Annotated in this window: 18 protein-coding genes; 15 read left to right on the forward strand and 3 right to left on the reverse strand. The window is 72.2% G+C overall.

The annotated features are described in order from the left end of the window. Positions 1 to 80 precede the first annotated feature (80 nt). Positions 81 to 503 (forward strand): hypothetical protein, encoded by a 423-nt coding sequence (locus BG452_RS20765; protein ID WP_188305836.1) that lies wholly within the window; start codon positions 81 to 83, stop codon positions 501 to 503. Positions 504 to 999: 496 nt separating this feature from the next. Next, positions 1,000 to 1,962, forward strand: coding sequence for a DUF2690 domain-containing protein (locus BG452_RS20770; RefSeq protein WP_223242500.1), 963 nt, complete (start codon positions 1,000 to 1,002; stop codon positions 1,960 to 1,962). Between the two features lie 105 nt (positions 1,963 to 2,067). On the opposite strand, the gene BG452_RS20775 is transcribed toward BG452_RS20770, so the two are convergent. Continuing rightward, positions 2,068 to 2,376, reverse strand: coding sequence for a hypothetical protein (locus BG452_RS20775; protein WP_188305838.1), 309 nt, complete (start codon positions 2,374 to 2,376; stop codon positions 2,068 to 2,070). 98 nt (positions 2,377 to 2,474) lie between these two features. Here BG452_RS20775 and BG452_RS20780 point away from each other — a divergent pair, with 98 nt between their 5' ends. Beyond that, the gene (locus BG452_RS20780) at positions 2,475 to 4,184 is read left to right on the forward strand and encodes a proline--tRNA ligase (protein ID WP_188305839.1); all 1,710 of its coding nucleotides are present in this window, start codon (positions 2,475 to 2,477) and stop codon (positions 4,182 to 4,184) included. 175 nt (positions 4,185 to 4,359) lie between these two features. On the opposite strand, the gene BG452_RS20785 is transcribed toward BG452_RS20780, so the two are convergent. Further along, positions 4,360 to 5,253, reverse strand: a complete 894-nt coding sequence (locus tag BG452_RS20785) for an alpha/beta fold hydrolase (RefSeq protein ID WP_223242501.1) — start codon at positions 5,251 to 5,253, stop codon at positions 4,360 to 4,362. A gap of 250 nt (positions 5,254 to 5,503) precedes the next feature. On the opposite strand from BG452_RS20785, the gene BG452_RS20790 reads away from it, so the two are divergent. Next, positions 5,504 to 6,304, forward strand: coding sequence for a GbsR/MarR family transcriptional regulator (locus BG452_RS20790; RefSeq protein WP_188305840.1), 801 nt, complete (start codon positions 5,504 to 5,506; stop codon positions 6,302 to 6,304). A 47-nt stretch (positions 6,305 to 6,351) separates the two neighbouring features. On the opposite strand, the gene BG452_RS20795 is transcribed toward BG452_RS20790, so the two are convergent. After that, a complete protein-coding gene (locus BG452_RS20795) occupies positions 6,352 to 7,479 on the reverse strand; it encodes a nuclear transport factor 2 family protein (RefSeq protein ID WP_188305841.1) in 1,128 nt (375 codons plus the stop codon). Between the two features lie 156 nt (positions 7,480 to 7,635). Here BG452_RS20795 and sigJ point away from each other — a divergent pair, with 156 nt between their 5' ends. From sigJ to cydD, 11 genes are all read left to right on the forward strand, one after another. Further along, on the forward strand, positions 7,636 to 8,526 hold the full coding sequence (gene sigJ, locus BG452_RS20800) for an RNA polymerase sigma factor SigJ (RefSeq protein ID WP_188305842.1): 891 nt from the start codon (positions 7,636 to 7,638) through the stop codon (positions 8,524 to 8,526). A 158-nt stretch (positions 8,527 to 8,684) separates the two neighbouring features. Continuing rightward, positions 8,685 to 9,161, forward strand: coding sequence for a carboxymuconolactone decarboxylase family protein (locus tag BG452_RS20805; protein WP_188305843.1), 477 nt, complete (start codon positions 8,685 to 8,687; stop codon positions 9,159 to 9,161). 349 nt (positions 9,162 to 9,510) lie between these two features. Next, on the forward strand, positions 9,511 to 10,299 hold the full coding sequence (locus tag BG452_RS20810; RefSeq protein WP_411292983.1) for a response regulator transcription factor: 789 nt from the start codon (positions 9,511 to 9,513) through the stop codon (positions 10,297 to 10,299). Between the two features lie 12 nt (positions 10,300 to 10,311). Continuing rightward, entirely contained in the window at positions 10,312 to 11,823 is a 1,512-nt protein-coding gene (locus BG452_RS20815) for a HAMP domain-containing sensor histidine kinase (RefSeq protein WP_317621150.1), read from the forward strand. Positions 11,824 to 11,998: 175 nt separating this feature from the next. After that, positions 11,999 to 12,943 carry an LAETG motif-containing sortase-dependent surface protein gene (locus BG452_RS47730; protein ID WP_188305845.1) on the forward strand — a complete coding sequence of 315 codons (945 nt, stop codon included), beginning with the start codon at positions 11,999 to 12,001 and terminating at the stop codon, positions 12,941 to 12,943. A gap of 232 nt (positions 12,944 to 13,175) precedes the next feature. Continuing rightward, complete coding sequence (locus BG452_RS20825; RefSeq protein WP_317621151.1) at positions 13,176 to 13,790, forward strand: Uma2 family endonuclease; 615 nt, start codon at positions 13,176 to 13,178, stop codon at positions 13,788 to 13,790. 259 nt (positions 13,791 to 14,049) lie between these two features. Next, positions 14,050 to 14,631 (forward strand): Uma2 family endonuclease, encoded by a 582-nt coding sequence (locus BG452_RS20830; protein WP_317621152.1) that lies wholly within the window; start codon positions 14,050 to 14,052, stop codon positions 14,629 to 14,631. Next, positions 14,624 to 15,985, forward strand: a complete 1,362-nt coding sequence (locus tag BG452_RS47735) for an EF-hand domain-containing protein (protein WP_317621153.1) — start codon at positions 14,624 to 14,626, stop codon at positions 15,983 to 15,985. The genes BG452_RS20830 and BG452_RS47735 overlap by 8 nt, the downstream gene beginning before the upstream one ends. Positions 15,986 to 16,301: 316 nt before the next feature. Continuing rightward, positions 16,302 to 17,846, forward strand: coding sequence for a cytochrome ubiquinol oxidase subunit I (locus BG452_RS20840; RefSeq protein ID WP_188305846.1), 1,545 nt, complete (start codon positions 16,302 to 16,304; stop codon positions 17,844 to 17,846). A 24-nt stretch (positions 17,847 to 17,870) separates the two neighbouring features. Beyond that, positions 17,871 to 18,908, forward strand: coding sequence for a cytochrome d ubiquinol oxidase subunit II (gene cydB, locus BG452_RS20845; protein ID WP_188305847.1), 1,038 nt, complete (start codon positions 17,871 to 17,873; stop codon positions 18,906 to 18,908). A gap of 4 nt (positions 18,909 to 18,912) precedes the next feature. Next, on the forward strand, positions 18,913 to 21,229 hold a 2,317-nt coding region (cydD, locus tag BG452_RS20850; protein WP_188305848.1), incomplete at its 3' end, for a thiol reductant ABC exporter subunit CydD.

The following is a 21,229-nucleotide window of genomic DNA, read 5'->3' on the forward strand; positions in this document are numbered from 1 at the left end:
CCAGGTGTGGGGCCAGACGGGTGTCGGGCCGACCTCCCCCTCCGTAGATTCGTTCTCACCACGACACGGAGGACAGAACAATGGCGATCACCGCGACGGAGAACCTCGGCAACTCCCGTACCAGCGAGGCCTTTGCCACGGCGAAGAGGTGCGTCACGCTCTTCGGGGCCATCGGCCTGATCACCCTCGCGACCCTCGCCGTGATGGCCGCCGCCGGCCACGGCACCACCCCGTTCATGTGGATCCGCGGCGTCATCTTCCCCGCCCTCGCCCCGGTGCTCCTCCGCCTCACCACCCGCGCCGCCGGCGGCGACCACAAGGCCCTCGACCGGATCCGGACCGTCTCCACCGTGATGCCGTTCGCCGTCCTCGGCGTCGACCTGATCCCCGGCATCTGCCCGGCCTGGTACGCCGTCCTGCAGGGCCTCTCCGCCCTCGCGATCCTCCCGATCGCCATCCTCACCCGCACCAAGGCCGTGACCGCCGCCTTCCCCAAGCCGTAACCCCCGGACGCCCCCCCAGCGCAGGAAGTCTGCTCCGCCGACTTCCTGCGCCAACGTTCTTCGCCCGGCGGCCCCTTGCTCCACGCAAGGGCGTAGCGGGCATGCCGACCGCCGCCAGGTGCGCGGGTTTACGGGCCGGCCGCGCGCGCCGAGCGGCCGGCCCGCCAATGAAGGGCGAGCTCTGAAGGAGAGTGCTGCGAAGCTCTGGCGGATCATTCGGGGCCCGATGCGGTGGCGTGTCCTGTCCGACCTGATGGGCCGGCTCGCCCAGCGGCCCGGGCCCGAAGCCGGCTGTGAGTGGAAGGGGTCTTCTCTGCCGGCCTTGGCGTGGCGATGACGTGGCGGATGGTGGATGGCTCCGTGCCCGCTCGCCGCGGCTCAGGGCATCCGGCGTGGCGGAAGCCGCTGACGGCGTTGTCCGGGACAGGTAGTCTGCTGGCCATTGGGTGTTCAACTGCCCTTGTGCACAGGTCAGATGCTGCTGAGGGGGGAGCACATGGCCGGTCACTGGAGGCGTTTGCCCGAGGGGTTGTCCGCGGAGGAGCGGGAACTCGTCGAGGTGCTCCGGAGGATGAAGGACCGCAGCGGGCTGAGTCTGGTCGAGCTGGCGACGAGGACGCTCCACAGCAAGTCCTCGTGGCAGCGGTGGCTCAACGGCGAACGGCTGGTGACGGAGGAGGCGCTGTCCCGGCTGGCGGAGGTGTCGAGGACGGACCTGGAGTCGGTGCGGCCGGTGTTCGAGGCGGCGATGTCCCGGGGAGCGGGCGGTGCGGGTGATGCGCAGGAAGGAGCTGACGCGGACGATGCCGCCGACGACGCGGAGGGCGGGGAGGCCCGCGACGGCCGGGCGGGCGGATCGGCGCGCAAGCGGCGCCAACTCGGCTACCTGGCACTGGTGGTGGTGACCATCGCGGCGGCGGTGGGGCTGGGGTTCGCACTGTGGCCCGGCCGCTCGTCGGAGGCGGCGCAGGCCGGACCGACGACGGTCCCCGCAGCCACGACCGCACCGTCGGCCACGGTGGCCCCGTCCGCCGCGGGCGGCTGCATGGGGGTCTCCTGCTCTGGGCTCGATCCGAAGGCCACCGGCTGCGGCGACGACGCCGTCACGTTGATCACCGCCGATGTCCAGCGGATGACCATCCACGTGCGCTACAGCGCGCGCTGCCGGGCCGCCTGGGCGAAGCTCACCGGTGCCACCCCGGGCGACTCCGCCTCGATCACCACCGCGCGGGGCGGCCACCAGACGGCTCTGGTGCACTGGGGGTACGACGCGTACTCGCCGATGGTCGACGCCTCCGCCTCCGATGCCGGCCTGCAGGTGTGCGGTGAGCAGTCGGCGAACCGGGGGTGCACCCAGGTGATCGCCGATCCCGCGACCGCGCCGGTGGCGCCGGAGCTGCTCAGCGCGCCGCCCTCGGGCCCCGGCGCCACCGCCAGTCCGGCGGGCCCGGGGCGCTGAGCGCGGAGAGAGCCGGGCCCGGCGTACGCGGGCCTGCCCGGCATGCCGGCCCGGGTGGGGCGGCCCCGTCGGCCACGCCGCCGTCACCCCGCCCGGCGTACGCGGCTACGCCGGGTGCTCCAGGCCGATCGCGCGCAGGACGTCGGCGAGCCAGACCAGGTGGTGGCCGACGGCGCGGTCCTCGTCGGCGAGCAGGGCCCGGAGTTGCGCCCAGGACTCCGAGACCTGCCCGATCGTCAGATCATCGGCGCCGGGCTGGCGGTTCACCTCGGCCGTCGCGCCTGGCGCCACCGTCCAGAAGTAGTCCCGCTCCAGCACAACCCCGTCGCCCGCCGAGGCCTCGACGCGCCGCATCAGCACCTCGAACGACCTGCGCAACTCCTCGACCGGCACTCGCACCGGCATCTCGTTCATGGGCTCATCATCCCGCCCAAAACGGCGCGACCCGGCGGGCGGGCCGCCACTAGACTCCGGATCCCCGCCGCGGAGATCGAGAGGACGGTGTCCGGCCCATGCGTTGGTCCCAGCTGTACGTACCCACCCTCCGGGAGGACCCGGCCGACGCGGACGCGGTGAGCCACCGGCTGCTGGTGCGAGGGGGGTTCATCCGGCAGTTGATGGCCGGGCACTACTCGTTGCTGCCGCTGGCGGTGCGGGTGCGGGCCAAGATCATCGGCATCATCCGCGAGGAGATGGCCGCGATCGGCTCCCAGGAGTTCGTGCTGCCCACCATGCACCCCGCGGAGATCTGGCAGCGCAGCGGCCGGTGGGAGTCCATCGGTGAGGAGATGTTCCGGCTCAAGGACCGCAAGGGTGCCGACCTGGCGCTCGGGGTGACGCACGAGGAGATCTTCACCGTGCTGTCGCAGGAGCTGCGGTCGTACCGGGACCTGCCGCAGATGTGGTACCAGTTCCAGACCAAGTTCCGGGACGAGCCCCGCCCCAAGAGCGGGCTGCTGCGGGTGCGCGAGTTCACCATGAAGGACTCGTACAGCTTCGACGTGGACGAGGCCGGCCTCGACCGTTCGTTCCGGCTGCACCGGGCCGCGTACGAGCGGATCTTCGCCCGGCTCGGGCTGCCCGCCATCGCCGTCCAGGCGTCCAGCGGGACGATGGGCGGCAGCGAGTCGGTGGAGTTCATGGCCGCCTCGGCGGCCGGCGAGGACCTGGTGGTCCGCTGCCCCGGCTGCGACTACGCCGCGAACACCGAGAAGGCGACGTCCGCGCTGCCCGCCGTGGCGGACGGCCTCGGCCCCGACGCGCCCGAGCGGTTCGACACCCCGCGGGCCCGCACCATCGAGGAGTTGGCGCGGCTGCACGGGGTGCCGGCCGAGCGGCAGGTCAAGACGCTGGTGTACGTGGTGGACGGGCAGTTGACCCTGGTCCTGGTCCGCGGCGACCACAGCCTGGTCGAGCAGAAGCTGATCGACGCACTCGCCGCCACCGCCGTCCGCCCGGCCACCGCCGAGGAGATCCGGGCGGCGCTCGGCGCCTCCCCCGGCAGTCTGGGCGCGGTCGGCGTCCCCGCCGACCTGCCGGTGCTCGCCGACGAGGCGCTGCGCGGCCGCACCGACCTGACCACCGGCGCCAACACGGACGGGGTGCACCTGCGCGGAGTGTCCGTCGAGCGGGACGTCGCCGTGCGGCGCTGGGCCGACCTGCGGGAGGTCACCGCGGGGGAGCCCTGCCCCCGCTGCGGTGCGCCGCTGGACGTGGCGGTCACCATCGAGGTGGGCCACATCTTCAAGCTGGGCCGCAAGTACACCGAGGCCCTCGGCGTCGCCGTGTCCGGCCGGGACGGCGAGCGGGTCGTCCCGGTCATGGGCAGCTACGGGATCGGCGTGGAGCGGGCGTTGGCCGCCGTCGTGGAGACCCACCACGACGACAAGGGCATCGTCTGGCCTGTCGCGGTCGCCCCCTTCGAGGTGGCCGTCGTCGTCCTCGGGACGAAGGACGAGAGGGTGGCCGGAGCCGCCGAGGCGCTCTACCGGCAGCTGCGGGCCGAGCGGGTCGACGTGCTGCTGGACGACCGGGACGAGCGGCCCGGCGTGAAGTTCCGTGACGTCGAGCTGATCGGCATCCCGTACCGGGTCACGGTCGGCGCCCGCGGGCTGGCCGACGGCCTGGTGGAGCTGACCGCCCGGGCCACCGGCGAGACCCGGTCCGTCCCGCTGGCGGAGGCGGTCGAGCACGTCCGCGAGCTGCTGACCGCCGGCAGGTAGCCGCCCGGCCCGGCGGGCCGCGCCAGGGAACGTCGACGCCCGCGGCGCGCACGTTCCGCTCGGTCGGCGCGCTCGGTCCGGTCCGGCCGGGCCGGTGAAGGCGCCGGATTCGGGCGACCAGGTCGGGGTGGCCGGGGAGGCGTGGTCGGGGCCGGGGTGGGCGGCGCCGCGCGACTCAAACCGCCTGGTGGGCTTGGGTGTCGGCGAGTTCGCGGATGGTGGCGGCCACGGCCCGGTGGTCGTTGCGAAGGATCTTGGAGTGGTTGCTGGGGGTCTTGGCGGCGATCCGGATGTGCGGGTTGTGGGCGGCGACGTCGGCCATGACGGCGCGCAGGCCCTCCATGGTCTTCGCGTCGGCGCCGAGGTTGCCGCCGGTGGCGAGGACGTAGCGGATGGGGACGGTGACCTGGTCGAGGACGGGGAGGAAGGCGGCGGGGGCGGACAGGTCGATGAGTTCGAGGTTGACCTCGGCGTGCTGGAGCGCGCTCATCCGGGCGGCCATGCCGAGGCGCCGGCACAGCGGGAAGAGCGGGCTGAGACGGCGGAAGAGGCCGCGGATCTTCGCCTTGGCGGCGTCGTCGAGGGGCTCGACGGGCATCGCGCCGTCCACGGGGACCGCGCCCAGGACGCGCTCGGGGCGGCGGGCGGCGTAGTGCACGGAGATCATCGCGCCGTAGGACCAGCCGACCAGGACGGCCCGCTGGACGCCGCGGGCGTCGAGGACGGCGTCGAGGTCCCGTACGGCGGCCTCGAAGGAGTAGTCGGAGGAGGTGGCGGACTTGCCGCGGGCGCGCTCGTCGAAGGTGATGTGCCGGTAGCCGTCGCCGAGGTCGGCGATCACGCGCCGCCAGTGCGACTGGTCGGCGAAGCCGCCGTTGAGGTAGACCACGGCGGTGCCGGTGCCGCCGGTGTCGGTGACAGCCAGGGCGGTGTCGTCGACCCGCAGCATGCCGCTCCAGGCGGGGACGTCGCTGGCGGGGACGTCGACGGTGGGGGCGACGGCCGGGGTGACAGTGGGGGCGACGGCGGCGGTGGCGGCCGGGATGGTGGTGGTGGCGCGCGGCTTCATGGTTGCTTCTCCTTCTCGACCGGCGGGTCCCCTGTCGGCCCGCTGCTTTCTGACGAGGGAAAAGCTACGTTGCGTTCACTGATCTAGCAACGACTCTGCTGCGATGAATCCGTATAGTCGCAGGTAGATGACGAGAAATCATTGCAACGGCGCTGCAAGGAATGCAACGAACTCTGCGCTCTTCGTTGCAATGGATTGGAGGTGAACGCTATCCTGCGCGCACTGACCACGGATTCCGAAGGAGGCCGCGATGCCCGGCGGCAGGCTCACCCAGCAGGAACGCCAGCAGATCGCGCTGGGGCTGGCCGACGACCTCGCCTACGCGGAGATCGCCCGGCGCCTCGACCGGCCGACCTCGACCGTCACGCGCGAGGTGATGCGCAACGGCGGCCCCGCCGCCTACCGCGCCGACCTCGCCCACCGCGCCACCGGGCACCGGGCCCAGCGCCGGCGGCAGTCCGCGCCCCAGGGGCCGGACACCACCCCGCAGCCGCACGGCCGGGACGCCGAGGCGGTGCGCGCGTACGAGGAGGTCTTCACCAACGGCATGATGCAGTCGGGCATGCCCAAGATGGCGTCCCGGGTACTCGCCTGCCTCTACATCACCGACGCGGGCAGCCTCACCGCCGCCGAACTGGTCGAGCGCCTCCAGGTCAGCCCGGCGACCATCTCCAAGGCGATCGCCTTCCTGGAGAGCCAGGGCATGGTGACCCGGGAGCGGGACGAGCGCCGCCGCGAGCGCTACTTCGTGGACGACGACATCTGGTACCGGTCCATGATGGTCAGCGCCCAGGTCACCGCCCAGCTCGTCGACACCACCCGCCAGGGCGCCGGCGTCCTCGGCGTCGGCACCCCGGCCGGCGGGCGGCTGGAGAACATCGCCCGCTTCCTGGACTTCGTCTCCGAGTCGATCGCCCGCGCCGCCGAGCAGGGCCGCGAAGTCCTCCACGCGAAGCCGGAGACCGAGGGGATGGCGGAGGCCGAGGAGGCCGAGGAGGCCGACAAGGCTGAGGAGGCTGAGGGGGGCGACAAGGCTGAGGGCACCGGCTGACGCGCGGGAAGTCGGCCCGGCCGACTTCCCGCGCATCCGTCCGCCGCTCAGTACCCGACGGCCTCCCGCAGCAGCAGCACGGTGCCCCGGGAGAAGCGGGTCGGCGCGTTGAGCACCAGCAGCTGGTTGACGGCGCTGGGCTGGCCGTAGGTGGCCCGGGAGCGGGTGTCCTCCAGCGGGAGGACGTACTCCTCCAGCCGGCGCAGGGCGGCGGGCAGGTCCGGGACCACCTTCTGGGCGCCGACGACCCAGATCGCCTCTCCGGCGCCACCGGCGTTGCCGGGCAGCTGGCTGCCGCTGGCCGAGGCGATCACCAGGGAGCCGGTCTCGGTGACGGCGGCGACGCTGCCCACGGCGACGTCGGGGGCGGCGAGCAGGCGCCGGATGTCGTCCGCCTCGGTGGTCCGGTCCAGCGCCATCACCCGGGACCTGACGGACCGGTAGCGGCTGTCGTCGTTGAGGTCCTCGTCGATGCCGGACAGCCGGAGCGTCTCGCTGGCCGCGGTGAACACGGTGGCGTCCGCCGGGACCAGCTCCCGCACCCGGGCCCGCGCGGCGGCGGCGTCGGCGAGGAGCTCGACGGTGAAGCCGCGCTCGGCCAGGGCGGCGGCCGTCCGCCCCAGGAGGTCGGCGTCGGCCGGGGCGGAGAATCCCGCCTCCGCCCGGGCGTCGAACCCGGTAGCCGTCGAGGCGGTGGACCCCGCGTCCGCCGGGGTGGTGGACGCGTCGCCGGCCCCGGTGCGCGGCGCCGAGCCGCCCAGCGGGCTGGTGTCGGCGTACCGGACCTCGTAGACCCGCGCGGCGAACCGCCAGCCGCCCGCCGTCCGCCGGTAACGGTCCTGGGAGATGGCGTAGTCGAGCCCCTCGCGGCCGTCCGGCAGCCGGGCCGGTTCGGGCAGGGGGGCGCGTCCGGTCGCGGTGTCGCCGTCGATCCGGATCGAGTCGGGGTGGGTGGTCCGCGCGAAGAAGTCCCACAGCTCCCGGAGCGTCCGGCGCCCGGTGCGGATCTGCTCCGGGCCGACCAGTTCGACCGGGACGTCGGGTATCCGCAGCACGCCGTCCTGGGTGAACAGCCCGGCGAGGCGGGCTTCGTCGCGCATCATCACCGCATCGGTGAACTCGCTCTGCAGGGCCTGGATCTCGACCAGGTCGGTGGTCGTCCGGAAGTCGTTCACGGTGGTTCCTCCATACCGTTCGGTGCCGTCTGCCGGGTACGACAGCGCGGCGCGCCGGAAGGTGAGGTGCGGGGCGGACGTCACATTCCGGCCCGCTGTCCGGTCATAGGAGTCGTAGGAGTCGTAGGAGCACGAGGGCGGCACCGGAGGCGGACGATGGACGACGACGACCTGAGCGTGATCATGAATGAGCGGCGCCAACTGACCAACGTGGCCTACCGGATGCTCGGCTCCCTCGCCGACGCCGAGGACGTCGTGCAGGAGACCTACGCCCGCTGGTACGCGATGTCGGCGGAGCAGCGGGACGCCGTCGTCTCCCTCGGCGGCTGGCTGACCACGGTCGCCAGCCGGATCTGCCTCAACCAGCTCGGCTCCGCCCGGGCCCGGCGGGAGCGCTACGTGGGCGAGTGGCTCCCCGAGCCGCTGCCCGAGCACCGGGACGGGGCCGACGGCGCGGCGGCGGACCCGGCGGACCGGATCACCCTCGACGAGTCGGTGAACATGGCCTTCCTCGTCGTCCTGGAGTCCATGACGCCGGCCGAACGCGTGGCGTTCATCCTCCACGACGTCTTCCGGTACCCGTTCGCCGAGGTGGCCGCGATCGTCGGCCGTTCGGCGGCGGCCTGCCGCCAGCTGGCCTCCTCGGCCCGCCGCCGGATCCGGGCGGCGCGGGCCCCGGTGACGCCGACCGGCGTGCAGGCCGGCCTTGTCCGGGAGTTCAAGCGGGCCTGGGAGGCGAAGGACGTCAGGTCGCTGATGGACCTCCTCGACCCCGAGGCCACCGTGATCGCCGACGGCGGTGGCCTGGCTGGCGCCCTGCTGGAGCCGCTCACGGGTGGCGAGTGGATCGCCCGCGCCTACGCCGAATCCACCCGGCTCACGCCCGGCCGGACGCTGCGGGAGTGCACCGTCAGTGGCCTGCCCGGGCTGGTCGTCGAGCAGGACGGCGTCACCGACACCGTGATCGCCTTCCGGATCGCGGAGGGCCGGATCACCCACATCTGGGTGGTGCGCAATCCCGAGAAGCTGCGTCCGTGGAACGGGTGACGCAGGTCATGCCCGGGGCTGTCACAGAACGCCCGGCCGCCCTGTCGTGGAGGGCAGTACGGCACAACGAAGCAGCCGACGCCGCCGAAGCAAACAAAGCAAACAAAGCAAACGAAGCAAACGAAGCAAACCAAGCAGAGACCCCGAAGGAGCACCCGATGGAAGCCCGACTGAACGCCTTCGCCAGCCCGGTCATGAGCCAGGTCTACAAGCACCTCATCGCCGCCCACAAGCCGCTGGCGGACTCGACGCTGCCGTACGCCACCCAGGAGCTGGTGCGGCTGCGCGCCAGCCAGATCAACGGCTGCGGTTTCTGCGTCGACATGCACTTCAAGGACGCCGTGCACGCGGGGGAGGAGGCGACCCGGCTGAACCTGGTGTCGGCCTGGCGCGAGGCCACCGTCTTCACCGACGCCGAGCGGGCCGCCCTGGAACTGGCCGAGCAGGGCAGCCGGCTGGCCGACGGGGGCGGGGTGACGGACGAGGCCTGGGCGAACGCGGCCAAGTACTACGACGAGGAGCAGCTCGCGGCGCTGGTCTGCGTGATCGCGCTGATCAACGCGTTCAACCGCGGCAACGTCATGGTCCGCCAGCCCGCCGGCGACTACCGGCCGGGGCAGTTCGCCCAGCACTGAGCGGGCCGGCCCACCCGGCCTGCGGCGCGGGAACCGCCTGGTCCGGGGCACGGGGATGGCCGGTCCGGGGCACGGGGACGGCCGGTCCGGGGCACGGGGACGGCCGGTCCGGGGCACGGGGACAGCCGGTCCGAGACGCAGGGACGGCCGGACGGAATCCCGCCCGGCCGTCCCCGCGCCGCCGCGGGCGTCGAGCGGCCCGTACGCACACCACCGAGCCCCACCCCTCGGGGCTTGGCGCCCAAAAACCGACCGTTAAGGTGTTAATCCAACATTCATCCATGCCGCGTAGCCTCCGGGGGCTAGCCTCATGCTGAACGTCATCGTCCGACCGGGAGGCGAAACCCCCGTGCAAGGCACTGTCACCACACCAGGCGGCCCCGCCGTGGCCGGGGGCCAGGGCGAGGCATTCCTCCTCGTCGTGGACGACGAGCCGAACATCCGCGAACTGCTCGCCGCCTCGCTGCGGTTCTCCGGTTTCCGGGTGGCCTCCGCCGCCAGCGGCACCGAGGCGCTGGAGCTGATCGCCGTCGAGCGGCCCGACCTCGTGGTCCTCGACGTGATGCTGCCCGACCTCGACGGCTTCACCGTCGTCGAGAAGCTGCGCGAGCGCACCAGCCGGGGCCAGATCGCCGGCCCTGCGCACGGACACCCCGGCGACCACCTGCCGGTGCTGTTCCTCACCGCCAAGGACGGCGTCGGCGACAAGGTCCAGGGCCTGGCCGCGGGCGCGGACGACTACGTCACCAAGCCGTTCAGCCTGGAGGAGCTGATCGCCCGGATCCGGGCAATCCTGCGCCGGGCCGGCGGGCCCGCCGAGGACGGCCGCCTGGTGGTGGCCGACCTCAGCCTCGACCCGATCGCCCACGAGGTCACCCGGGCCGGCACCCCCGTCGCGCTCTCCCCGACCGAGTTCAAGCTGCTCCACTACCTGCTGGCCAACGTCGGCCGGGTGGTCTCCAAGGCGCAGATCCTCGACCACGTCTGGGCCTACGACTTCGGCGGCGACCTCTCCATCGTCGAGTCCTACATCTCGTACCTGCGCCGCAAGCTCGACTCCGGTCCCGCCCACGGCCCCAAGCTGATCCACACCGTGCGCGGCATCGGCTACGCGCTGCGCCGCCCCCCGCAGGGCTGACCGGACCAGCCCGTGTTCACCCGCTTCACCTCCCGGCTGTCACTGCGCGCGCGGCTCCTGGTCCTCGCGCTCGTGCTGGTGACCACCGGGCTCGTGGTCAGCGACACCTTCGTACTGGGCGCCGTACGGAACCAGCTAGTCGAGCAGCTGGACGAGCAACTCCAGCGCTACGGCGTGCCGTTGTCACGCAAGGCGCCGATGCAGGTGAGCGCGCCGGGCACCGGCAAGCCGGTCGTCTCCGGGCGCCGGATCAGCCTGCCCAGCCAGTACCTGGTGCAGTGGCTGTCCGCGGACGGCAAGGTCCAGACGGTCCTGCGCCAGCCCGTCTCGGACAGCGACCCGGCACCCCAACTGGCCGGCCTGGACCCCACCCAGACCGCCCCCGACACCCCCTTCGACCTGCCCGACCAGCGCGACAGCCACAGCTGGCGGGTCCTGGTGCTGCCGATCCAGGCGCCGCGCACCCCCACCCCCGGGACCGGCGCGTTCACCTCACCCGTCACCAACCCGACCTACGTCATGGTCGCCGTCTCCCGCGAGGACATCGACGCCACCGTCGGCCGGCTGAGCACCTCCTTCCTGGCGATCGGCGGCGGCGTCCTGCTGCTGATCGCCGCACTCGGCTTCTTCGCCGTCCGGGCCGGACTGCGGCCGCTGCGGCGGATCGAGGAAGGCGCCGCGCGGATCGCCGCCGGCGAACTGTCGCACCGGATGCCGGAACTCTCCCCCGGTACCGAGGTCGGACGGCTGTCGGTCGCGCTCAACGGCATGCTCACCCAGATCGAGGCCGCCTTCGCGGCCCGCGCCGAATCCGAGGCCCGGATGCGGCGCTTCGTCGCCGACGCCTCCCACGAACTGCGCACCCCACTGGCCGGCATCCGGGGCTTCGCCGAGCTGTACCGGATGGGCGCGCTGCCCACCGAGGCCGACGTCAAGCGGACCATGACCCGGATCGAGAGCGAGGCCGTCCGGATGGGCACCCTCGTCGAGGACCTGCTGGTGCTCGCCCGGCTCGACGAGGAACGCCCGCTCGACCTCGCCCCGATGGACCTGCGCACCCTCGCCGCCGACGCCCTGCACGACCTCACCGCCCTCGACCCGAGCCGCCCGGTCGCCCTCACCGGCCCGGCCGGCACCGGCGCACCCGGTGCGGCGCCCGTCCTGGGCGACGAGGCACGGCTGCGTCAGGTGGTCACCAACCTGGTCGGCAACGCCGTCAAGCACACCCCGCCCGGCACCCCGGTGCGGATAGGCGTCGGCGGCGGGCCCGGCGGGATCTGCCTGCTGGAGGTCGCCGACGCCGGCCCGGGCCTCACCGAGGAACAGGCCCAGCGGGTCTTCGACCGCTTCTACCGGGTCGACGCCTCCCGCAGCCGCGACAACGGCGGCGGCGGCGGACTCGGCCTCGCCATCGCCACCGCCCTCACCCGCGCCCACGGCGGCACCCTCACCCTGGACACCGCCCCGGGCGCCGGCGCCACGTTCCGGGTCGAACTGCCCACGAACGGCGACCGGGTTTCCTGAGTCTTTGTCGACTCGTCAATTCCGCAGCGAACCAAGCAATTCCGACCCCCCTTTCCCTGCCGGAAGTCGGCATGGAGGGTTAAGAATCCGTGTGCCTATGATCGGCGCTGTCGGAGCGTCAAGAGACGCCCTTGCAACGGTCTTTGCTTTCCTTTTCGACCCGAAAGGGGTCATTGTGAAACTCCGCCGCTCGCTGGTCTCGGCCGCCCTCGTCGCCGCCGTGATCTCGCCCGCAGCCCTGCTCTCCGCGGCACCCGCCTTCGCGGAGTCGGCCCCGGCGGCGCAGACCCGGAACGACACCGGATCGATCGCCGCCCTGGAGAAGGCGGCCGCCGACGCGGCCACGGCGTACCAGGAGGCCAAGGCCTACGCGGCCGAGGAGAAGGCCAGGTTCGAGGCCTACACGCCCCCGGCAGACCTCACCGCCACGTTCAAGGCGGCCCAGGCCGCTGCCGCCAAGGCCACCGAGGCGGCGACCGCCGCCGACGACGAGGTCCACAAGGCCATGACCGCGTACGACAAGGCGTCGGAGGCGGACCGCGAGAAGGCCCGCCAGCAGCTGACGAAGGCGATGGACGAGGCCAACGCCGCCCGCTCGGCGAAGACCCGGGCCGAGGAAGCGGTGAAGAAGGCCAACCGAGACCTGGACGACGCCCGGATCACCGCGCTCACCCGGGTGACCGAGGCCCAGGAGCGCGTCACGGAGCGGGCCGCCGCCAAGGCCACCGCCGACAAGGCGCTCGCCGACGCCAAGGCCGCCGCCGAGCAGCCGGCCGAGAAGCCGGCGGACAAGCCCGCGGAGAAGCCGGCGGACAAGCCCGCCGAGCAGCCGGCGGACAAGCCCGCCGAGCAGCCGGTCACCGTCACCCCGGTCGCCGACACCACCGTCGCCACGACTACCACCACGGACAAGTCGGCCACCACGGCGAAGACTTCGACCACCGGAACCGCCGCGACCACCGGCACCAAGGCCGCCACCACCGGCTCGGCCACCGAACTCGCCGAGACCGGCTCCAACCCGGCCACCCCCTACCTCGCCCTCGGCTCCGCCGCCGCCCTCAGCCTCGGCGCCGCCGCCCTCTACGTCTCCCGCCGCAAGCCGGGCCGCTCCACCTCCTGACCCACCCGGTTCGCGCCCGCTCGGGAGGAGGACGCGAACCCCACCGCACCCCGCCACCGCAGGGCAGGCCCCCGGCCTGCCCTGCGGTTTCGCTTTCCCGGGCGGCAAACGCCCCGATCGGGTGAATCTCCAGTCGTTCACCCGGCCGACCCTCCGGTCGTGTGCGACCGTGCAGCCGCTGCTTGTGCGAGCTCGCACGGGCTGACCACACTGGACGGGAAAGAGGTGTCTCGTGAGCGCACTCGTTGCTGAGGTGACCGTCGTGGACCGTGACCAGGTGCTGTGGGAGATGTGGAAGTCCTCGGACGAGTTCGAGGGCTACCGCGTGGAGATCATCGACGAGGAGAGCCTGACGGTGTCACCCACCGGCAACAGTCGCCACGCTCGCATCAACAGGCGGCTGCTCGCGGCCCTTGTCGGCTACCTCCAAGGGTCCGGGTGGGCACCGGGAACCGACTGCAACGTCATCCACGGGCTCAAGGTGTTCATTCCGGACGTGTATGTGACACCCGAGGACGACGAGGAGATCGAACATCCGGACGGGTGGGGGCTGCTGGCATCCGGAATCCCGCTGGTCGTCGAGACCGTCTCGCCGGGCGCCAAGGCCCGTACGCGTGACCATGTCCTCAAACGCTGCGCCTACGCCGCCGCCGCCATTCCGGTGTACGTGATCATCGACGACTACGACGAGGGCGGCATCGTGACCATCCTGTCCAGCCCCGCCCCCGACCGGCGGGAGTACCTCTCCTCGGCCCGGATCCCGTACGGCAAGGAGGCCGTGATCCCGGAGGGCCCCGCCAAGGGCTTCGTGATCGGCCCCGACATCACCGGTGAGCCCCGGCTCTGACCCGCCGAGCCGTCGGTCACCGTCACCCCGGCCAACTCACCCCGCCACCGCAGGGCAAGCCCGCTCCCGGCCCGCCCTGCGGCTCGGCGTTTCCGGGCGCCAAACGCCTCGATCGGGTGAACCTGGCGCCGTTCACCCGGTCGGCCCCTCGGTCGTGTGCGACCGTGCAGCCGTTGCTTGTGCGAGCTCGCACGGGCTGATCCCACACTGGACGGGAAAGAGGTGTCTCGTGAGCGCACTCGTTGTCGAGGAGACCGTCGTGAACCTGGACCAGCAGCTGTGGCAGGCATGGAAGTCCATGGATGTGCCCGAGGGCTTCCGCGCGGAGATCATCGAGGGGACGATCACGTTGTCACCCACCGGCGGGGTTCGCCACTTCAGTGTCAACCGGCGGCTGGGCCGGGCTCTGTACGCTCATCTGAGCGGAACCGGCTACGGGCCGGCGCAGGACGGTAACGTGATCGCCGATCTCAAGGTGTTCATCCCGGACGTCTTCGTGGCTCCGGACGACGTCGACGAAATCGAGCACCCCGAAGGCGTGGGGGTGTTGGCCTCTGGGGTATCGATGGTCGTCGAGACCGTCTCACCAGGTGCCGAGGCCCGCAAGCGCGACCATGTTCTCAAGCGTCGTGCCTACGCTGCTGCCGGCATCCCGGTCTACGTGATCATCGACGACCACGACGACGGCGGCGCCGTCACCATCCTCACCAGCCCGGACCGGGAGCGCCGTGCCTATGCTTCGTCGACCCGGATCCCGTACGGCAAGGAGGCCGTGATCCCGGAAGGCCCCGCCAAGGGCTTCGTGATCGGTCCCGAGATCACCGGTGAGCGACGTGGCTGACCCCGCCGTCTCGTTCAAACGCGACCTCTCCGAGTGGCGCATCTCCCTGGTCGCCTGGCGGTTGCTGGTCCTCCAGGCGGCGGATCCGGCGGTGGGGGCCGGGATGCACGAGCACTCGACGTACCGGGCGCATCCGTGGCGGCGGGTCGAGCACACCCTGGGGAGCGGGCGGCGGCTGTTCTACCAGGACGGGGAGGCGCTGCGGCGCGAGGTCGCGCGGCTGGACCGGGCGCACAAGCGGATCAGCGGGACGATGCCGGACGGGAAGCCGTACGACGCCCGCGAGCCGGCGACCAGGGCGTGGGTGCTGCTGACGCTGTTCGAGTGCGTGGTCGCCATGCGGCGGCTCGGCGGGGACGGCTACGACGCCGGGCAACTGGAGCTGGCGTACCGGGAGTTCAGGGAGACAATCGCCGTCTTCGAGCTGCCGGAGGAGGAACTCCCCGAGACCGCGGCCGACTTGCCGGGCTACTTCGCCCGGTACGCCCGGAAGCTGGAGTTCAACGACGCGGCCCGCTACCTGCTGAACGACATCCTGCGCGAGGCTCCCCGGCCGCGTCGGCTGTGGTTCCTCGGGGACGCCGGCTGGCGGGTCGTCCGGGCGCTGGTCGCCCGGGTGATCCGGGAGCTGACGGTGGCGGACCTGCCGCCGGTGGTGCGGGAACGGTTCGGGCTGGCCCGGACGAGGTGGGGCGCGCTGCTGTCCGTCGTGCTGCACCGGGGTGCCGGACTGGTCGTGCCGCGGCTGCCGGAGCGGATGCGCTACCGCTCCCCGGAGGAGCGGGCCCGGCCGTCCCGGCTGCGCCCGCAGCGCCGGGACGCCCGCGGTTCCCGGGTGGACCGGTTCTTCCGCGAGGTGCTGGACCAGACCGGGGACGGCTTCATCACCGTGCACGACCTGCGGGCGATGGCGCACAACGTGTGCTGGCAGCTGGAGTTGGACGAGGCCGCCGAGGCCCGGGTGTACGGGGCCTTCGACGGCTGGTGGGAGCAGCTGCGCGCGGTGATGGATGCCAACGGGGACGGCAAGGTCAGCCGGGAGGAGTTCACGGCGGCGACCCTGGCGGGCTGTGACCGGGACGAGGCGTACCTGGAGCGGGGGCTGCTGCCCGCGCTGCGGGCGGTGTTCACCGCGGCGGACACCGACGGGAGCGGCTTCCTGGAGTTCGACGAGTACCGCGCGGTGTTCGGCGGTCCGCGGGTGCACCCGGTGGAACTGTCTGACGGGTTCCGCCAGTTGGACACGGACGGGGACGGGCGGATCACGCTGGAGGAGTTCCTGCGCGGCTTCACCGAGTTCTTCACGGCCCGCGCCGACTCCACCTCGGGCGCCCAGTTGCTCGGCCGGCCGTAGCCGACCGGAGGAGCACCGGCCCGTAGTCAACCGGCCGCGGCGCCTGTCAAGCGCCGCTTCGGCCAAGATCCCGGCCCCCGTCGCCCGGCCGGGATCTTTGTCGTGCCCCCGTGCGCCCCGCAGACTGTGCGCACCGTCACCCCATGTCAACACGACCCCACCTGCGGTTCCCCCGTAAGGATGGTGGATACTGTGCTTGTGAACGTGTTCACGTTCACAAGCGGACAAGCTTGCGTGGTTGAGCAACGGTCTACGGCTACAGATGAAGTTTGTCCGGAAGAGCCCCGTCGAGGGGCCGGGTTGGAGAGAGGGCGACGTGGAACTGGCAATCGCTCACGAGACGATCGCGCGATGGCAATTCGGAGTCACCACCGTCTACCACTTCCTCTTCGTACCGCTCACCATCAGCCTGGCCGCGATCGTGGCCGGGCTGGAGACCGCCTGGGTGCGTACGAACAAGGAGAAGTACTTCCACGCGACGAAGTTCTGGGGAAAGCTCTTCCTCATCAACATCGCGATGGGTGTCGTCACCGGAATCGTGCAGGAATTCCAGTTCGGCATGAACTGGTCCGACTACTCCCGCTTCGTCGGTGACGTCTTCGGCGCCCCGCTCGCGATGGAGGCGCTGATCGCCTTCTTCTTCGAGTCCACCTTCATCGGCCTGTGGATCTTCGGCTGGGACAAGCTGCCGAAGAAGATCCACTGCGCCTGCATGTGGATGGTCTCGCTGGGCACCGTGCTCTCCGCCTACTTCATCCTGGCCGCCAACTCCTGGATGCAGCACCCGGCCGGCTACGCGATCGACCCGGCCACCGGCAAAGCGCAGCTCACCGACATCGCCGAGGTGCTGTTCCAGAACACCACCCTCACCGTCGTCTTCCACACCCTGACCGCGGCCTTCCTCACCGGCGCCGCCTTCATGGTCGGCATCGCCTCCTTCCACCTCTGGAAGGCCAAGCGCCGGCCCGAGACCGCCGACCCCGCGAAGACCGCCGTGATGCGCACCTCGCTGCGGCTCGGCCTGGTGCTCGCCGTGGTCTTCGGCGCCGGCACCGCGCTCAGCGGCGACACCCTCGGCAAGGTCATGTTCGAGCAGCAGCCGATGAAGATGGCCGCCGCCGAAGCACTGTGGGACACCCAGTCGCCCGCGCCGTTCTCGATCTTCGCGGTCGGCGACGTCAGCAAGGGCCACAACTCGGTCGAGCTGGAGGTCCCCGGGATACTCTCCTTCCTCGCCCACAGCGACTTCAGCTCGTCCGTCCCCGGCATCAACGACACCGCGGCCGCCGAGGCCGCCGCCCACGGCGGCGACCCCAAGGACTACATCCCGAGCGTCTTCGTGACCTACTGGGGCTTCCGCTTCATGATCGGCTTCGGGATGACCTCCTTCGTCGCCGCCCTGATCGGCCTCTGGACCACCCGCCGGAAGTTCCTCCTGCGCCCCGAGTTCCGCACCGGCGAGACCGAGGTGCCCCGGCTGATGCTCACCCCGACCCGGGAGATGGGCCCGCTGCTCACCAAGTGGAGCTGGCGGATCGGCATCCTGACCATGGGCTTCCCGTTGATCGCCAACAGCTTCGGCTGGATCTTCACCGAGATGGGCCGCCAGCCCTGGGCCGTCTTCGGCCTGATGACCACCGCCAGCGCCGTCTCCCCCAACGTCGGCGTCGGCACCCAGATCGGCGCCCTGGCCACCTTCACCACGCTGTACGCGATCCTCGCCGTCGTCGAGGTCCGGCTGCTGGTCAAGTACGCCAAGGCCGGCCCGGTGGTGACCGAGCGGCCCCCGGCCAAGGACCCCTCGCTGCGCGGCCCGTCCGAGGACGAGGACGCCGACAAACCGCTCGCCTTCGCGTACTGAGCCACGGAAAGGAGACCAAGGGTCATGCAACTCCACGACGTCTGGTTCGTGCTGATCGCGGTCCTGTGGATCGGCTACTTCTTCCTGGAGGGCTTCGACTTCGGGATCGGCATCCTCACCAAGCCGCTCGCCCGGAACACCGCCGAGCGCCGGGTGCTGATCAACACCATCGGCCCGGTCTGGGACGGCAACGAGGTCTGGCTGCTCACCGCCGGCGGCGCCACCTTCGCCGCCTTCCCGGACTGGTACGCGACCCTCTTCAGCGGCTTCTACATCCCGCTGCTGGTCATCCTGGTCTGCCTGATCGTGCGCGGCGTGGCCTTCGAGTACCGGGCCAAGCGCGACGGCGCCCGCTGGCAGCGCAACTGGGAGGAGGCCATCTTCTGGACCTCCCTGCTCCCGGCCTTCCTGTGGGGCGTGGCCTTCGCCAACATCGTCCGCGGCGTGGACATCGACGCGCAGAAGAACTACGTCGGCGGCCTCGCCGACCTGCTCAACCCGTACGCGCTGCTCGGCGGCCTGGTGACGCTCAGCCTGTTCACCTTCCACGGCGCGGTGTTCGCGGCACTCAAGACCGTCGGCGAGATCCGCCAACGGGCCCGCCGGGCCGCCCTCCAAGCCGGACTGGCCGCCGCCGTCCTCGCCCTCGCCTTCCTGGCCTGGACCCAGGCGGACAGTGGCAACGGCCGCAGCCTGGCCGCCCTGGTGATCGCGGTGCTGGCCCTGGCCGGCGCCCTGGTGGCCAACCAACTCGGCCGCGAGGGCTGGGCGTTCATCCTCTCCGGGGCGACCATTGTGGCCGCGGTCGCGATGCTCTTTCTGGCGCTCTTCCCGAACGTCATGCCGTCCACGCTCAACCCGGACTGGAGCCTGACCGTCACCAACGCGGCGTCCTCGCCGTACACGCTCAAGCTGATGACCATCGTGGCCGCCGTGTTCACCCCGCTGGTGCTGCTCTACCAGGGCTGGACGTACTGGGTGTTCCGCAAGCGGATCGGGGTGCAGCACATCCCCGGGCACACCCCCGGCCCCCAGCCCGCCGCCCCGGCCGACCAGGCCTGACGCCGTGAAGCCGGTCGACCCCCGACTCCTCGGACACGCCCGCACCACCCGTGCCTTCCTCGCCGGATCCGTCCTGCTCGGCGGGGCGGGCGCGGCCCTGGTGGTCGCCCAGGCGAGCCTGATCGCCGAGATCGTGGTCCGCGCCTTCCAGCGCGGCGCCGGACTCGGCGAACTGACCACCCCGCTGGTGCTGCTCGCCCTGACCGCCGTCGGCCGCGGGCTGGTCGGCTGGCTCACCGAACTCACCGCGCACCGGTCCGTCGCCCGGGTGAAGTCCACCCTGCGGCGCCGGCTGCTCGACCACGCCACCGCGCTCGGCCCGTCCTACCTGGCGGGCCGGCGCACCGGCGAACTCACCACCCTCGCCACCCGCGGCGTCGACGCCCTCGACGACTACTTCGCCCGCTACCTGCCGCAACTCGCCCTCGCCGTGGTCGTCCCGGTGATCGTGCTGCTGCGGATCGTCGGCGCCGACCTCACCTCCGCCGCGATCATCGCCGGGACGCTGCCGCTGATCCCGCTGTTCATGGTGCTGATCGGGATGGCCACCCAGTCCCGGATGGACCGGCAGTGGAACACCCTCTCCCGGCTCTCCCACCACTTCCTGGACGTCGTCGCCGGCCTGCCCACCCTCAAGGTGTTCAACCGGGCCCGCGCCCAGGCCGCCACCATCGCCCGGATCACCGCCGACTACCGCAAGGCCACCCTGCGCACCCTGCGGATCGCCTTCATCTCCTCCTTCGCCCTGGAACTGCTCTCCACCCTGTCCGTCGCCCTGGTCGCGGTCACCATCGGCTTCCGGCTGGTCGACGGCACCCTCGACCTGGAGACCGGGCTGCTGATCCTGATCCTCGCCCCCGAGGTGTACCTCCCGATCCGCCAGGTCGGCGCGCTCTACCACTCCAGCGTCGAGGGCCTCACCGCCGCCGACGAGATCTTCCAGGTGCTGGAGACCCCGCTGCCCGCCGCCGGGACGCTCCCGGCCCCCGACCTCACCGGCGCCGTGATCACCGCCGAAGGCCTGACCGTCCGCCACCCCGGCCGGGCCCGGCCCGCCCTGGACGGCGCCGCGCTCACCCTGCGCCCCGGCTCCAGCACCGCCCTCACCGGCCCGAGCGGGGCCGGCAAGTCCACCCTGCTGTCCGTCCTGCTCGGCCTCACCGCCCCCGAGGCCGGCACCGTCCGGATCACCGCCGCCGACGGGCGCGGGTACGACCTCGCCGAACTGGAGCCGGACAGCTGGCGGCGGCAGATCGCCTGGGTGCCCCAGCACCCCCACCTGTTCGCCGGGACGATCGGCGACAACCTGCGGCTGCACCGGCCCGACGCCACCGACGACCGGCTGTGGACGGCGCTGCGGGCCGCCCACGCGCTCGACTTCGTCACCGACCTGGACACCGAACTGGGCGAGGACGGCGCCGGACTCTCGGCCGGCCAGCGCCAACGGCTCGCCCTCGCCCGGGTGCTGCTCGCCGACGACCGCCCGCTGGTGCTGCTGGACGAACCCACCGCCAACCTGGACGGCGACTCGGAGGCGGCCGTCGTGGACGCCGTCCGGACCCTCGCCGAGGACCCGGCGCGCACCGTGCTGGTGGTCGCCCACCGGCCGGCGCTGCTGGCGGTCGCGCAGGAACGGGTCCGGCTGGCGGGGGCCGTCTCCGTCGACCTCCCGGAGCCGGTCACCCCGCTCTCCCCCAGCGCGCGTGTCATCTCCCGGGCCACCCCCGCCCCCGCCGTGCCCGAGGAGCCGGAGAGCGAGCCCGCCGGCCCGAAGTTGGCCCTGTCGGTGCTGCTCGGCGCACTCGCCCTCGGCAGCGCCGTCGCCCTGATGGCCACCTCCGGCTACCTCATCTCCCGGGCCTCCCAGATGCCCCCGGTGCTCTACCTGATGATGGCCGTCACCTCCGTCCGGGCCTTCGGCATCGGCCGCAGCGTCTTCCGCTACGCCGAGCGGCTGGTCTCCCACGACGCGGTGCTGCGCACTCTCGGCACCCTGCGGGCCGCCGTGTACCGGCGGCTCACCGTGCTCGCCCCGGCCGCCCTGCCCGCCTACCGGCGCGGCGACCTGCTCTCCCGGCTGGTCGCCGACGTCGACGCGATCCAGGACCACCACCTGCGCTGGCGGCTGCCCGCCGCCGTCGCGGCCGTGGTCGCCCTCGCCTCGGCCGTCGCGATGGGCGCCTTCCTGCCCGCCGCCGGGCTGGTGCTCGGCGAGTTCCGCCGGCTGGCCGCCGAGCCGGCCCCGGCCTCGGCGCCGGCCGTCCCGCAGCTGACCACCCGGGAGACCGAGGTGCTGCGGCTGGTGGCCAAGGGTCTGTCGT

Origin of the sequence: Streptomyces sp. CBMA123 (genome assembly GCF_014596465.1) — a bacterium.
Lineage (GTDB): Bacteria > Actinomycetota > Actinomycetes > Streptomycetales > Streptomycetaceae > Kitasatospora.

Bases quoted from the DNA above. Each gene is read 5' to 3' on its own strand.
- cydB (WP_188305847.1), top strand. From the start codon at position 17,871: ATGCAACTCCACGACGTCTGGTTCGTGCTGATCGCGGTCCTGTGGATC.
- BG452_RS20785 (WP_223242501.1), bottom strand. From the start codon at position 5,253: ATGAAGCCGCGCGCCACCACCACCATCCCGGCCGCCACCGCCGCCGTC.
- BG452_RS20765 (WP_188305836.1), top strand. From the start codon at position 81: ATGGCGATCACCGCGACGGAGAACCTCGGCAACTCCCGTACCAGCGAG.
- BG452_RS20770 (WP_223242500.1), top strand. From the start codon at position 1,000: ATGGCCGGTCACTGGAGGCGTTTGCCCGAGGGGTTGTCCGCGGAGGAG.
- BG452_RS20805 (WP_188305843.1), top strand. From the start codon at position 8,685: ATGGAAGCCCGACTGAACGCCTTCGCCAGCCCGGTCATGAGCCAGGTC.
- BG452_RS20780 (WP_188305839.1), top strand. From the start codon at position 2,475: ATGCGTTGGTCCCAGCTGTACGTACCCACCCTCCGGGAGGACCCGGCC.
- BG452_RS20790 (WP_188305840.1), top strand. From the start codon at position 5,504: ATGCCCGGCGGCAGGCTCACCCAGCAGGAACGCCAGCAGATCGCGCTG.
- sigJ (WP_188305842.1), top strand. From the start codon at position 7,636: ATGGACGACGACGACCTGAGCGTGATCATGAATGAGCGGCGCCAACTG.
- BG452_RS20775 (WP_188305838.1), bottom strand. From the start codon at position 2,376: ATGAACGAGATGCCGGTGCGAGTGCCGGTCGAGGAGTTGCGCAGGTCG.